The 13,156-nt window shown below is 64.2% G+C and carries 13 protein-coding genes; 8 read left to right on the top strand and 5 right to left on the bottom strand.

Going from position 1 to position 13,156, the window contains the following annotated elements:
• Window positions 1-73 precede the first annotated feature (73 nt).
• Entirely contained in the window at window positions 74-1,396 is a 1,323-nt protein-coding gene (locus QQK18_RS03090) for an alpha-L-fucosidase (RefSeq protein ID WP_284338813.1), read from the bottom strand.
• A gap of 369 nt (window positions 1,397-1,765) precedes the next feature.
• Between QQK18_RS03090 and QQK18_RS03085 the strand changes: the two genes are divergently transcribed.
• Window positions 1,766-2,458 (top strand): FadR/GntR family transcriptional regulator, encoded by a 693-nt coding sequence (locus QQK18_RS03085; protein WP_284338812.1) that lies wholly within the window; start codon window positions 1,766-1,768, stop codon window positions 2,456-2,458.
• A gap of 19 nt (window positions 2,459-2,477) precedes the next feature.
• Here QQK18_RS03085 and QQK18_RS03080 read toward each other — a convergent pair whose 3' ends face one another.
• Together QQK18_RS03080 and QQK18_RS03075 are read right to left on the bottom strand one after the other, a co-directional pair.
• Complete coding sequence (locus tag QQK18_RS03080) at window positions 2,478-3,323, bottom strand: phosphoenolpyruvate hydrolase family protein (protein WP_284338811.1); 846 nt, start codon at window positions 3,321-3,323, stop codon at window positions 2,478-2,480.
• Window positions 3,323-4,531 carry a Tm-1-like ATP-binding domain-containing protein gene (locus tag QQK18_RS03075; protein ID WP_284338810.1) on the bottom strand — a complete coding sequence of 403 codons (1,209 nt, stop codon included), beginning with the start codon at window positions 4,529-4,531 and terminating at the stop codon, window positions 3,323-3,325. The genes QQK18_RS03080 and QQK18_RS03075 overlap by 1 nt, the downstream gene beginning before the upstream one ends.
• Window positions 4,532-4,627: 96 nt before the next feature.
• Between QQK18_RS03075 and QQK18_RS03070 the strand changes: the two genes are divergently transcribed.
• From QQK18_RS03070 to QQK18_RS03040, 7 genes are all read left to right on the top strand, one after another.
• Window positions 4,628-5,290, top strand: a complete 663-nt coding sequence (locus QQK18_RS03070; RefSeq protein ID WP_284338809.1) for a GntR family transcriptional regulator — start codon at window positions 4,628-4,630, stop codon at window positions 5,288-5,290.
• An 88-nt stretch (window positions 5,291-5,378) separates the two neighbouring features.
• Window positions 5,379-6,644 (top strand): ABC transporter substrate-binding protein, encoded by a 1,266-nt coding sequence (locus QQK18_RS03065; protein WP_284338808.1) that lies wholly within the window; start codon window positions 5,379-5,381, stop codon window positions 6,642-6,644.
• Window positions 6,645-6,682: 38 nt separating this feature from the next.
• Window positions 6,683-7,636, top strand: coding sequence for a carbohydrate ABC transporter permease (locus QQK18_RS03060; protein WP_284338807.1), 954 nt, complete (start codon window positions 6,683-6,685; stop codon window positions 7,634-7,636).
• A complete protein-coding gene (locus QQK18_RS03055; RefSeq protein ID WP_284338806.1) occupies window positions 7,633-8,460 on the top strand; it encodes a carbohydrate ABC transporter permease in 828 nt (275 codons plus the stop codon). The genes QQK18_RS03060 and QQK18_RS03055 overlap by 4 nt, the downstream gene beginning before the upstream one ends.
• A 2-nt stretch (window positions 8,461-8,462) precedes the next feature.
• On the top strand, window positions 8,463-9,554 hold the full coding sequence (locus QQK18_RS03050) for a Gfo/Idh/MocA family protein (RefSeq protein WP_284338805.1): 1,092 nt from the start codon (window positions 8,463-8,465) through the stop codon (window positions 9,552-9,554).
• 18 nt (window positions 9,555-9,572) lie between these two features.
• Window positions 9,573-9,953, top strand: coding sequence for a cupin domain-containing protein (locus QQK18_RS03045; RefSeq protein ID WP_284338804.1), 381 nt, complete (start codon window positions 9,573-9,575; stop codon window positions 9,951-9,953).
• Between the two features lie 17 nt (window positions 9,954-9,970).
• Window positions 9,971-11,056 carry an ABC transporter ATP-binding protein gene (locus tag QQK18_RS03040; RefSeq protein WP_284338803.1) on the top strand — a complete coding sequence of 362 codons (1,086 nt, stop codon included), beginning with the start codon at window positions 9,971-9,973 and terminating at the stop codon, window positions 11,054-11,056.
• 15 nt (window positions 11,057-11,071) lie between these two features.
• Here the strand turns inward: QQK18_RS03040 and QQK18_RS03035 are convergent, their stop codons facing one another.
• Window positions 11,072-12,148, bottom strand: a complete 1,077-nt coding sequence (locus QQK18_RS03035; RefSeq protein WP_284338802.1) for an ABC transporter ATP-binding protein — start codon at window positions 12,146-12,148, stop codon at window positions 11,072-11,074.
• Window positions 12,149-12,156: 8 nt separating this feature from the next.
• Entirely contained in the window at window positions 12,157-13,155 is a 999-nt protein-coding gene (locus QQK18_RS03030; RefSeq protein ID WP_284338801.1) for a glycoside hydrolase family protein, read from the bottom strand.
• Window position 13,156: the final 1 nt, after the last annotated feature.

Genomic DNA, 13,156 nt, shown 5'->3' with positions numbered 1-13,156 from the left:
CATCATTTGAGATCTTCCAGCCGCGACGGTTCCTCAGCCCCGATACCCGCGGCCCTGCATCGGTTGCATGCGATCAGTCTTCGAGGATGAGCTCGACCACGGGCACCGTGACCTTGGGTGCGATCACCGGCAGCTCAAGCGTGATCATGCCCTCGGGCACGGTGACTCCGACATTGCTGTCGACCTCGGCGACCGGGGTCAGCCATTTGACCTCGCTCGCATCGTGCAGGAGCTGGGCGTATTTGACCTTGCCGGCGAGCCCGTCGATGTGGATGTGCCGGAACGGCCAGCTGTAGATATGGAGGTAGAGCCGGTTGCCCTTCTGCGTGAACCGGCAATCCGTGGGCGCGGCATACTGCGAGGGGCCGGCGCCGTAGATCGAGCGGCCATTGAGCCGCATCCACTCGCCATAGACCCTGAGCGCGTCGTTGGCGCGCTCGTCGAACGTGCCGCGGCCGGTCGGTCCGACGTTCATCAACAGGTTTCCGCCGAGCGCTACTGTATCTATAAGGAGCTTGATGAGCTGGGCCGGGTCCTTCCAGGTCTGCTCGTCGCGGTAGTAACCCCACGAGCCGCTGAAGGTATGACAGGCCTCCCAGGTGACGTCCTGCCCCTTGACCTTTGGCGCCACGCGCGGCGTGTACTGCTCCGGCGTGGTGATGTCGGGGAGGTACCCTTCCTCGTCGAGGAGGTCGAGCCGGTTGTTGACGATGATCTCCGGCTGCAGCTCGCGCACGAGCGCCAAAAGCTCCTCGCTCTGCCAATCTTTCCGCCCCTTGCCCGGAAAGTCGCGATAGCTCCGCCTCGGATAGCTGAAGTCGAACCAGATGATGTCGATTTTGCCATAGTTGGTCAAAAGCTCACGCACCTGGTCGCGCATGTAGGCAGCATACCGCGTCATGTCGCGACCTTCGTTCATCTTGGCCGCATCCGGGTGGTTACGCTGCGGGTGATGAACGTCGATGGGGAAATCCGGGTGGTGCCAGTCGATCAGCGAATAGTAGAAACCGACCTTGAGGCCCTCCGCCCGGAAAGCCTCGACGTAGGGAGCGATGAGATCCTTGCCGTAGGGCGTCTTGGTCACCTTGTAGTCGGTCACCTTGCTGTCCCAGAGGCAAAAACCCTCGTGGTGCTTGCTGGTGAGTACCACATATTTCATCCCCGCCTCTCGGGCCCGGCGCGCCCACTCCTTGGGATCGTAGAGATCGGGGTCGAAGTTTTCGAAGTACTTCTGGTAGTCGGCGTCCCCGATCTCCTCGCGGTTCTTGAGCCACTCGTGACGGGCGCCAAGCGCATAAAGGCCCCAATGGATGAACATGCCGAAGCGCGCTTCGACGAACCAGGCCTTCTTGTCCTCGGCCAGCACCAGATCTTTGATTGATAAAGGCTTGTTCATAATTCCCTCGATAGGCGGCAACAGGCAGCAGGTCACGGGCGGCGCCATCTATGGGCGCCGGCAAGGCTGCCAGCGGATGAACTCACGGGGCCGGGCACCGGACAACCGGCGCCGCAAGCAGCTCGATGCGCAGCGCGGCTGCGATAGTGCGGCTAGTCCTCCTCCAGCGTTCGCTTGAACGACCTGAAGTACCTGCGCCCGGAGCGTCCTCCAACGCGTTCCGAGAGGGCATTAAAGTGCTAATGCAGAGGGGTCTGGCTGTCAAGTGGTCAGACCAGTGGACGCTGAATGCGTTTTGCTGCTAATAAGGCGGCGAGGTGAACAAACCCAGCCGGCGCCGAGTCGGTTGCGACGCTACATGTGGGGCATATGAAACTTCAGGCAGTATCCAACCGGAAGCTCTATATCCAGATTGCCGACCAGATCCGCGACCTCATCCAGTCGGGTGCGGCCGAGCCCGGTCGCCAGCTTCCGTCTGAACGCGATCTGGCGCAGGATCTGGGGGTGAGCCGCCCGACGGTGCGCGAAGCGTTGATCGCGCTCGAGGTCGCCGGCCTCATAGATATCCGCGTCGGTGTGGGCGCTTTCGTACGCGGCCGCAATGGTGGGGTCGAACCGCTGCCCGAACAGAACCACTCACCCATCGAGGTCATGCAGGCCCGCTGCATCATCGAACCTGAGGTGGCGGCGCTTGCTGCCCGCCATATCGATACCGACCAGATCGCTGCCCTCAACGAGATTCTGACGCATATGCGCGTGGAAACCGCCGCCGGCCGCTGGCCGGCCGCCAGCGATCAGGCGCTGCACCTGACCATTGCCGACGCCTGCGCCAGCTCGGTTCTGCGCGAGATCCTGAGCGACCTCTGGAAGTCCCGCGCCGAAGAGGTGGACCAGCGCTTTCATACCCACCTCGCCAGTATCGACGAACTGCGCCGGCACATCATGGTCGACCACGAGGCGATCGTGGCCGCCATCGAACGAGGCGATCCGGACGCTGCCCGCAAGGCGATGACGGACCACTTGCGCTACGTCGAAGCGGCGATGCTTTCGGTGTGGGACTGACCCGGGAGCGTCGCTCTCTTTACCCTGCCGCCCGACCCTTGCCGATGCTGGTAAACGCCTCGACCTGGGATTTGATCGCGGTCTCCGTCGGCAGGCGCTCCATGCTGGAGGCGCCAAAAAAGCCGTGGCAGCCGCTGGCGTTGGCAAGGACGAAGCGCGCATCCTCGGGCATGGCGATCGGTCCGCCATGGCAGAGGACGATCACCTCCGGCCGCACCGCCCGCGCCGCCGCCGCGATGGCATCGATCCGGCTGACACACTCATCGAGCGTGAGGGCGGTGTCCGCCCCGATCGCCCCGCCTGTGGTCAACCCTAAATGGGCCACCACAATGTCGGCGCCGGCTTGCGTCATTGCCCGGGCCTGTTCCGGGTCGAAGACATAAGGGGTCGTCAGCATATCCTTGCCATGAGCCATGGCCACCACCTCGACCTCGAGGGCGAAACCCATCTCGGTTTCCTCGAGATTGGCCCGGAACTTGCCGTCTATCATGCCGACAGTCGGGAAATTCTGGATGCCGGCAAAGCCGAGGGCCTTGAGCTGATCGAGGAAGAAATCGAAATTGCAGAAGGGGTCGGTACCGTTGACGCCGGCCAGCACAGGCGTGTGCTTGACGACCGGCAGCACCTCGCGGGCCATGTCGAGGACGATGTCATTGGCGTTGCCATAGGCCAGGAGCCCGGCGAGCGAGCCGCGTCCGGCCATGCGGTAGCGGCCGGAATTGTAGATGACGATGAGGTCGATGCCGCCAGCTTCTTCGCATTTGGCCGATAACCCTGTGCCGGCCCCGCCGCCGATGATCGGCTCGCCGGCGGCGACTTTGCGGGCGAGCCTTTCGAGGATTGCGGTGCGTTCGATGCGAGCCATCAGCTTCTCCCGTTCCTCATGACGTCCTTGACGTTCTCGATCGCCGCCGCCGCGAAAGCGGGGTCGTTGATATTGGCGTCGATCTCGATGAGCCGGCGGTTGTCGTCGTCCTGCCAGCCGCTGCGGATAGCCTCGAACAGAGCCTCATCAGCTTCGCGGTCGTAGAACGGCTTACCGGGTGCATCGATTGCCGAGACCCCAGCCAGGGGCAGGAGAAAACGCACCGGCCCTGTCATCGCGTTGAGCCGTTCGACGATGAAGGCGCCGATCGCCCGGTTCTCCTCGGCCGTAGTGCGCATCAGCGTCACCTGCGCGTTGTGAATATAGAGATTGCGCGCCTCATGCTGCGGCGGCACGGTGTCGCGCGCACCGAAATTGATCATGTCGACCGCGCCGACCGAGCCGACATAAGGCAATCCGGTGCGGATGACGGCACCGAATCGATCCTCGGTGGCGGCGAACACGCCGCCGAAAAGATGGTCGGCGACCTCTGTCGTCGTCAGGTCGATGAGACCGGCAAAGAAGCCCGATTCGGCGAGCTTCTCCATGGACTGGCCGCCAACGCCCGTCGCATGGAACACCGCCACGTCGTAGTCGGCCTCGAGCGCGGTGCGCACTTGCGTCACGCACGGCGTCGTCACGCCGAACATGGTCATGCCAAGCGCCGGCCGGTCCTCGGCGGAGGCTGCCACGCTCTCGCGCACCATGCCGGCCGCCGCATGCGCAGCATTGCCGATCACCGTGCGCGAGATGGCGTTGAGGCCGGCGATGTCGACCACTGAATACATCATTGCAATGTCGTTGGGGCCGACATAGGGCGCAGTGTTGCCCGATGCCACGGTCGAGAGCATCAGCTTGGGCACACCGATCGGCAATTGCCGCATAGCTTCTGTCACCAGCGCCGTATTGCCGCTGCCCCCGAGCCCCAGCACGGCGCCGAGATCCTCGCGCGATTTGAGGAACCTGCCGAGCGCCTCGGCCATGGCCGATACCGCCTTGCCGCGGTCGCTGAGCCCCAGCACCGCTCCGCGCCCCTGCGGATGGAAATCGGCGACCGTTTCTGCGCTGTGCTCAGCGCCCGGCCGCGGATTTTGCGTGCTCACGTCAACAACGCTCACCGCCACACCCGCCGCTTGCGCCATGCGGCTTGCATAGGCGAGTTCGTCGGCCTTGGTGTCCAACGTCCCGACAACAAAGAGCTTTTTCACGATCGTCCTCCCTTGCGCCTGTTCCACGGCCTTGTTCTGCATGCAGCATATTGTGTATTGCATACAATACGCAAGTGCGATAGGACAGGAACCATCATGAACGCACCCCGTCATCAAACGCTCAGAGAGCGCATCTATTCCGAGATCGTCCGGCTCATCGTTTCGGGCGAACTGCCAAGCGGCGCACCAATCGATGAACGCGCGATGATCTCGCGCCTCGATGTCAGTCGCACGCCCTTCCGCGAGGCGATCGGGACACTGGCAAAGGAAGGGCTGGTCGAGATCAAGCCCTATCGGGGCTTCTATGTGCGCAGTTTCACCCCCGGGGAGATCTCGGACCTCTACGAGCTGCGCAAAACGCTCGAATGCTTTGCCACGCGCCTCGCCGTACCGCGCATGACCGATGCGGACATCGTCACGTTCGAGCGCATCCTAAACGAGGCGGTCGAGGCTCTGCGCGAGCGCGACATGGAGGTCTATGCCGAGCGCGACCGCGAATTCCACCAGCTGGTCGCGACGACCTCGGAGAACGCTGCCCTCGTCGAGACGCTCGCCCGTCTGGACCTGCAGATCCAGATCTGCCGCCTCATCGCCAACGAGAGCCGGGATCTGGCCGAACGCGCCGCTGAGGAGCGCGACCAGATTCTGTCAGCCTTCCGCAACAAGGACGCCGAACGCGCCGCCGAGCTGATGTTCGATCACATCAGTGACGTGCAGGCCGCCGTCATGGAGCGCTTCTCGCAGGTCGAGCCGCGCTGACCGGATCGGCGGGCCGCCGGTCCGCCGTGGATAGGATGCCAAAAAGTAGAGCCGGCAAACGGCTCGGCATCGAGAGGAGGAGAAAACGATGAAAACGAACGGACTTATGAAGTCCACGGCCATGCTGGCCGCCCTGGCGGGTGCGGCGTTTGCCGTGCCCGCAACCGTGCAGGCGCAGAACCTGGTGGTCTGGGGATCGGACTTGCAGGCCGATCCGCTGGTCAACGAGCTCTGGCAGGAGATCAAGACCCGGTTCGAGGAGGCCAATCCCGGCGTCACCATCGAATACATGCCGCCGACCGGCAACATCAGCGATGGCGCCGTGCAGGCGGCCATCCAGTCCGAAGCCGGTCCCGACGTGCTGCTCACCAATTCGGGAATTGGGCGCGTGACCATCGTCGCCAATGCCAAGCTCGTACAGCCGCTAACCGCCCAGTACGAGGAGCTGGGCTGGAAGGACAAGATTTATCCGTGGCTCTACGAGCAGCTCTCCACCCAGTTCAACGGGGAGATCTACGAGGTGCCTGACGGGGTCGATGCGATCGCCATATGGTATCACAAGGACATGTTCGAGGAGAACGGCTGGTCCCTCGAAGGCGGCTGGGCCGATTTCACCGCCACCCTCGATGCGATCAAGGCGGCCGGCGTCGAGCCGATTGCGGTCGGCATCCGCAATTGCTGCAATGGCGGGCATCTCATCGGGAACTTCCTGCAGGCCGCCGCCGGCCCGCAGATGATGGGCGAGGTGGTCGCGGGCGAAGTGCCCTGGACCGATCCGGCGGTCGTTGCGGGCGCGCAGAACCTCGTCGACAGCGTCAAGGCCGGCCACATCAATCCGCAGATGACCAGCCTCGACCAGGACGCCGCCATCCGCCTCTGGGCCAACAAGCGTGCCGCCATCTTCTTTGGCGGGCCCTGGTTCATCAACAATGTCCGCCAGCTCGACTATGACCTCGCCAATCTCGGCTACGCCACCATCCCCAGCGACCTCGATGACGGTTCGAGGCCAACCGGCGGCGTCGGCTGGTCGTGGATGGTGCCGGTCAGCTCCAAACAACCCGAGCTTGCCATGAAATGGATCGATTTCATGCTCTCCGAGGAGATCATGATGCTGCGCGCCGAGCACCAGACGAGCAGCCAGTTGATGGCGCGAGACCTGCCCGACGTCGAACCGGTCGTCCCTGTCATGGGCGAGGTGTTCGCGGCGGCGGCCGAAGGCGTCGGCTACAACCCCAGCGTCTATATCCCCGGCAGCGCTCTCGACACCTACTACCAGGTGATCGGCGGCCTCGTTGGTGGCCAGGTCTCGCCCGAGGACGGCCTCGCGCAGATCGAAGCCAAGATGGGGGACTGACGGGCCCAGGCCCGTTGTCAAACAAGCGGATCGGAATGATGGCAAGCAAATCCGCCATACCTGAGCGCGTGGGCGAGGCCGCCCACGCTCCGCCCACCGCGGTGCGGACGGAAGACGATCCGACCCGCGACAGCTACGGCACGGCCTTTGCACTGCTGGCGCCGGCCATCGCCCTCTACGCGGTGTTCTCGCTCCTGCCCATCGTCGCGACGGTCGGGATAAGCTTCACCAACTCCGGCGGGTTCAATACAGAGGCTCAGTTCGTCGGCCTCGACAACTACGTGCGCGCCTCTGAGGATCCCATCGTCTGGCAAAGCCTCTTACGCACGTTCCTTTGGCTCTTCTATCACGTGGTGCTGGCCGGCGGCCTCGGTCTTGTCCTCGCCCTGGCGGTCAGCAGCCTGGCGCGCGGCAAGGTGTTCTTTCGTACGACGCTCTTCCTGCCGCACCTCGTTTCGCTCGCGGTCGTCGGCGTCATCTGGGCCAACATCTATGATCCGTTCTATGGCCTGCTGAACACGCTGCTCGCCAGCCTCAACCTGTCGCACCTGGCGCAGGGGTGGCTCTCCGATCCGTTTCTGGTGCTGTTTTCGGTGAACGTTGCCAGCTCCTGGCAGGGCTTCGGCCTTTATATGCTGCTGTTCATCGCGGGCCTCCAGAACGTCGATCCGACCCTTTACGATGCGGCCGAAGTCGATGGTGCCTCGGCCTGGCAGAAGCTCATCCACGTGACCCTGCCGGGCCTCCGCGAGGTGCTGACCTTCGTCGTCTCGCTCGCCATGATCAACGGTCTCAAGGGCTTCGCCACCGTCTTCGTCATGACCAATGGTGGCCCGTTCTACGCCAGCGAGATCATCACCACCTACATTTACCGCATGGCCTTCCAGGCCCAGGACCATGGCCTGGCTGCGGTGCTCTGCATCATGATGAGCGTTCTCGCCATCACCATCACCGTCACTTTCAACCGCTGGCGCGCACGGGGGGCGACATGATCCCTTCACGCAAGGACCTGCCGATGCTGGCCGCGCTCGTGCCCGCCACCTTCGTCATCGTCGCGCCGTTCCTCTGGCTCATCATCTCGAGCCTCAAGACCGAGGCGGAGATCGGTGTCGGCGATCCGTTCGCCCTGCCCGACGCGTTGATGTGGCAGAACTACGTCGACGCCTGGAGCGTCGGCGGCTTTGCCGACCTCATCGGCAACAGCCTCATCAACGTCGCCGGCGTGGTGCTGCTGATGCTGTTGACCTGCGTGCCGGCCGGCTATGCGCTCTCCAAGATCAGGTTCCCGGGCCGCGAGTGGATTTTTTATGCCTTCATCTTCGGGCTGACCATTCCCGTCCAGGCGATCATCATCCCGCTCTACCAGGTGCTGACCGGTCTCGGCCTCATCAACTCGCTGACGGGTATCGTGCTGGCCCAGGTCAGCAACGGCATCCCCTTCGGCATCTTCCTGATGCGCAGCTTCTTCCTCGGCGTGCCCAACGAATTGACCGAGGCCGCCAGGATCGATGGAGCCAACCACTTCCAGATCCTGACCCAGGTGTTCCTGCCGCTGTCGATGCCGGCCATGCAGGCTCTGGTCATCATCTCGGCCCTCTCGACCTGGAACGACTTCTTCCTGCCGCTGGTGGTCCTCATCAGCCCCGACGTGCAGACGCTCCCGCTGGGCCTGGTCCGCTTCGCCTCGACCTACACCACCTCCTATAGGCTCGTGTTCTCGGGCACGGTCATCACCTTCCTGCCCGTCATTATCCTCTTCATCCTCACGCAGCGCCGCTTCACCGAAGGCCTGACCCAGGGCGCACTGAAAGGCTGACCATGCTCCACCACACCCAGCGCGAGATCCGCTACAATTTCGAATATGACAGGCGCCTCAGAGCCTGCTTCATCGGCGCGGGCGGCCACGCCTATCGCAATGTCTATCCGACCTTCCGTTATGCGCCTGTCGACCTCATTGCCATCTGCGATCTCGATGCCGCTCGCGCCAAGGGCTTCGCCCGCACGTTCGGCGCCGAGCGCACCTATGCCGATCACGCCGAGATGCTGGCCGCGGAAAAGCCGGACGTGGTCTTCATCGTCACCTCCTACGACCAGGACGGGCGCGTGCAGGCCACACGCCTTGCCCGCGACGCGGTCGCGGCCGGCGCCCATGTGTGGATGGAAAAGCCGACCGCCGCCTCGCGCCAGGAGGTCGAGGAGCTGAAGGCGCTGAGCGAGCGCTCCGGCCGCCGGATCATGACCGGGTTGAAGAAGACCTTCTTTCCGGCCGTGGAAAAGCTCAAGGACATCATCGCGAGCCCCGAGTTCGGGACCCTCTCATCGCTGGTCGTGCGCTATCCGCAGGCGATCCCGCCCCTGGCCGACCGCGCCGACCTCGTCGCCATGCAGAGCTTTCTCGACCACATCTACCACCCCGGTGCCATCCTTCACTACCTCGGTGGCGAGATCGATCGGGCGAGCTATGAATGGACGCCGGTAACGGGCGCCAGCGTTGCGACGCTGAGGTTCCGTTCCGGCGCCGTCGGCGCGCTGCACCTTGCCGCCGGCCAGTCGGGCTCGGCTCCGCTCGAGCGCATCGAGGCCATCGGCGAGGGCAGCCACGCCATCGTCGAGAACGGCTGCCGGCTGATCCACTATCGCAAGGCGAGGCTCCCGGCCTACGGGCGCGCGGCGAGCTTCATCCAGCCCGAGGAGAGCGCCGCCCTCATCTATGAACCCGAGTTCTCGCTCGGCCAGCTCTACAACAACAACATGTTCACCCTCGGCTATGTGCCGGAGGTGCTGCACTTCTGCGAGGCGGTGCTCGAGGACAAGCCGCTGACCAAAGGCACGCTCGATGCCGCCGTCGAGATCATGAAGCTCTTCGATTTCTACCGGACCACCGAGGCCGGTCAGACCCGCACACTCTAGATGCTTGGAAACGACGATATGACCGAGACCGATCCGATCTCGAAGCGCGCCGACGGCACGATCGAAAAGACCTCCTGGGGGCAACTGACCTGGAAGATAACCGGGCAAGCGATGCCGGGCGCGGAAATGACCTTCGGCACCTGCGAGATCAAGCCCGGCGAACGCAATGCGCTTCACTCGCATCCCGATTGCGAGGAGATCCTTTACGTCGTTTCGGGCACCTGCGAGCACAAGCTCGGCGATGCGATCTATGAGATGCAGCCGGGCGATGCCATCCGCATCCCCCGCAACGTGCGCCATTGGGCAAGGTGCACCAGCGCCGAGCCTCTCCTGGCGCTCATCATCTTCTCGTCGGGCCAGCGCACCGCAGTCAATCACGAGGGACAGGACGCGGCGTAAGGCCGCGGTAAGACATCATGGCTTCGATTGCGCTTCAGGACATCCGCAAATCCTACGGCACCGTACCGGTCATTCACGGGGTCGACGTTGAGGTCGAGGACGGTGAGTTCGTGGTGCTGGTCGGCCCCTCGGGCTGCGGCAAGTCAACGCTTTTGCGCATGATCGCGGGCCTTGAGTCGATCACGAGCGGATCGCTCAAGATCGGCGACCGGCGGGTCAACGGCCTTTCCTCCAAGAACCGGAACATTGCCATGGTGTTCCAGAACTACGCCCTCTACCCCCACATGACCGTTGCGCAGAACATGGGCTTCTCGCTCAAGCTACGCGGTACGCCTAAGCCCGAAATCGCCCGGCGCGTACGCAAGGCCGCGCGGATCCTGGCACTCGAAGACTATCTCGACCGACACCCGCGCCAGCTCTCGGGCGGCCAGCGCCAGCGCGTGGCCATGGGCCGGGCGATCGTGCGCGACCCGGCAGTGTTCCTTTTCGACGAGCCACTCTCCAACCTCGATGCCAAGCTGCGCGTCGCCATGCGGGCCGAGATCAAGGAGCTGCACCAGCGCCTGGGCATTACCATGGTCTACGTGACCCACGACCAGGTCGAGGCCATGACCATGGCCGATCGGATCGTGGTGATGAGGAGCGGCATCGTCGAGCAGTTCGGACGCCCGCTCGAGGTTTACGACCGGCCGGTCAACACCTTCGTTGCCGGCTTCATCGGCTCACCGGCCATGAACCTTCTCGAGGGGCGGATCATCCGTAACGGTTCTGCCTTGGCGTTCCGCATGGACAACGACGTGGTTTTGCCGCTCGCGCGCGCGATGCCGGACGCTTTGGTCGAGCAGCCGCTGATCCTCGGCATACGTCCCGAGCACGTGATCCTGGCCGCCGGCGATCACGGCGCCGCCACGGGCGAGGTCGTGGTCATCGAGCCGACCGGATCGGAGACCCAGGTGTCGATGCGGCTGCGCGGCACCGATTTCCTCGCCGTGTTCCGCGAGCGCGTCGATCTCGAGGCTGGAGCTGCACTGCGCTTCACGCTCGATCCGCGCCACCTGCACCTGTTCGATCGGCAGACGCAGCGGCGGATCGATCTCGACTAGAGACGCCGATAGAACTTAGCGCGCGATGGTCTGCCCGTCGGCGTCGAACAGGTGAAGCTTCTCCGGCGCGAAGCCGAAGCGCGCCTCGTGCCCGACCTCCAGGTGGCTGTCGCCGTCGAGCGCGGCAATGACCTGCGTGCCGCCGGCGAGCCGCACGTTGACGATCGTCTCATTGCCCAGCCGCTCGACGAGCTCGACCACGCCACGCAGCCGCCCGTCGGCGCTTTCGATGAAGTCGTGCGGCCGCAGGCCGAGAGTGATCCTGTCTCCTGTGCTCACCTGCGATCCGGAGGCTGCGATCGTGGTCTCTTCGAGATCGGCGCCGGCGATGGTCAGCCCGGCATCGGTTTTCTCCGCCGTGACCTTGAGGAAGTTCATCTTCGGCGAGCCGATGAACCCGGCAACGAAAAGGTTTTCCGGGTGGTGATAGAGCTCGAGCGGTGAGCCGACCTGCTGCACGACGCCGGCATTGAGCACCACGATCTTGTCGGCGAGCGTCATGGCTTCGACCTGGTCGTGGGTGACATAGATCATGGTGGCACCCAGCTCCTGGTGGAGCTTCGAGATCTCCATGCGCATGTCCATGCGCAGCGCCGCGTCGAGATTGGAGAGCGGCTCATCGAAGAGGAAGACCTCCGGCTGCCGCACGATCGCCCGCCCGATGGCGACGCGCTGGCGCTGGCCGCCGGAGAGCTGGGCGGGCTTGCGGTCGAGCAGGTGCTCCATCTGCAGGATGCGCGCCGCCTCGCGGATCTTCTGGTCGCGAATATCCTTGGGCGTCTTCTTGAGCCGCAGGCCAAAGCCGACATTGTCGTAGACGCTCATATGCGGATAAAGCGCGTAGGACTGGAAGACCATGGCGACGCCGCGGTCTCGCGGCTGCACCTGGTTGACCACCCGCTCGCCAATGGTGAGCTCGCCCGCCGTGATGTCCTCGAGCCCCGCGACCATGCGCAAGAGCGTCGATTTCCCGCAGCCTGAGGGTCCGACGAAAACCACGAACTCACCATGGGCGATCGAGAGGTCAACGCCTTTGATGACGTCGACCTTGCCGTAGCTCTTGTGAACGCCTTTGAACTCCAGTCCCGCCATTTCTCCTCCTATATCCTGGCGCCCGGCGCCATCCGCTCGGGATGGGCCGTGAGCAGCCCGTTCTCGTCGACCGAAACCGGGATCGGATCACTGACCTCGCCCACGAAATCGGCATCGGGTGTGGTATGAATGAAGCCCATCGCCCAGAGCTCCCCGTCCTTCTCGACGATCTTGCCGGCATAGCGGCGGCACGGCATGTGCCCTTCGAGGAATGGCCCCGGCGCCACGCTCCAGGGCCCGCGCGGACTGTCGGCCATCAGATAATGGCTGCCGGTCACGGGGCTCTGTGGGTTGAAGGCCTTGTAGGCCTCCGACCAGTGCCCGGCGGCCGTACAGAACAGGCAGTACCACCTGCCGCGATACTGGAAGACCTGCGGCACCTCCATCTGCCCGAACATGCCACCGCGATAGACCGGCGGCTGCAGGGTCCAGGTGTAGAGGTCGGGCGAGGTGGCAAGGCCGATGGTGCCGGCGGCATTGGGCTCGGCGATGCCGGGCGCGCGCGCCGTCATGAACATAAGCCAGCCGTCGCTCTTGGGATCGCGGATGACCCAGGGATCGCGGAAGGCGCGGTCGTGCCAGTGGCCGGGAGCGTAGTCCTCGTAGTTGGGGCCGGAGATGTCGAGTGCCAGCCCGTCGCCCACGCGCTGCCAGCTGTGGCCGTCGCGCGATGTCGCGTGGCCGATGCGCTGCTTGAGGCCCTGCTCCTCGCCATGCCTGGTCCCCGTATAGAAGAGGTGCCAGAGGCCGGTCTCGTCCCTGACGACCGAACCCGTCCAGGTTGTCCAGTCGTCCCACGCCGGCCCCGTCGAAGGGGTAAGGCAGGTGCCCAGGTGCGTCCAGTTGCTGAGGTCCCGCGAGATCGCATGGCCCTGGGTGACGTTGCGGTGGCGCAGGTCTGGATCCCCCAGGTTCTTGTCGGCCTGCAGGAAATAGATGTGCCAGTCCTCGCCGTCGCGCGTCAGCCAGAAGTCCCAGATCCACTTGTCGGGAATGGAGAGTGCCAAT

This window comes from Devosia nitrariae, from assembly GCF_030160115.1.
GTDB lineage: Bacteria > Pseudomonadota > Alphaproteobacteria > Rhizobiales > Devosiaceae > Devosia > Devosia nitrariae.
This window is presented reverse-complemented; position numbering and strand designations above follow the sequence as displayed.

Excerpts from the sequence above, each read along its gene's own strand:
- QQK18_RS03090 (WP_284338813.1), bottom strand. The coding sequence starts at position 1,396 with ATGAACAAGCCTTTATCAATCAAAGATCTGGTGCTGGCCGAGGACAAG.
- QQK18_RS03085 (WP_284338812.1), top strand. The coding sequence starts at position 1,766 with ATGAAACTTCAGGCAGTATCCAACCGGAAGCTCTATATCCAGATTGCC.
- QQK18_RS03080 (WP_284338811.1), bottom strand. The coding sequence starts at position 3,323 with ATGGCTCGCATCGAACGCACCGCAATCCTCGAAAGGCTCGCCCGCAAA.
- QQK18_RS03070 (WP_284338809.1), top strand. The coding sequence starts at position 4,628 with ATGAACGCACCCCGTCATCAAACGCTCAGAGAGCGCATCTATTCCGAG.
- QQK18_RS03065 (WP_284338808.1), top strand. The coding sequence starts at position 5,379 with ATGAAAACGAACGGACTTATGAAGTCCACGGCCATGCTGGCCGCCCTG.
- QQK18_RS03060 (WP_284338807.1), top strand. The coding sequence starts at position 6,683 with ATGGCAAGCAAATCCGCCATACCTGAGCGCGTGGGCGAGGCCGCCCAC.
- QQK18_RS03055 (WP_284338806.1), top strand. The coding sequence starts at position 7,633 with ATGATCCCTTCACGCAAGGACCTGCCGATGCTGGCCGCGCTCGTGCCC.
- QQK18_RS03050 (WP_284338805.1), top strand. The coding sequence starts at position 8,463 with ATGCTCCACCACACCCAGCGCGAGATCCGCTACAATTTCGAATATGAC.
- QQK18_RS03045 (WP_284338804.1), top strand. The coding sequence starts at position 9,573 with ATGACCGAGACCGATCCGATCTCGAAGCGCGCCGACGGCACGATCGAA.
- QQK18_RS03040 (WP_284338803.1), top strand. The coding sequence starts at position 9,971 with ATGGCTTCGATTGCGCTTCAGGACATCCGCAAATCCTACGGCACCGTA.
- QQK18_RS03035 (WP_284338802.1), bottom strand. The coding sequence starts at position 12,148 with ATGGCGGGACTGGAGTTCAAAGGCGTTCACAAGAGCTACGGCAAGGTC.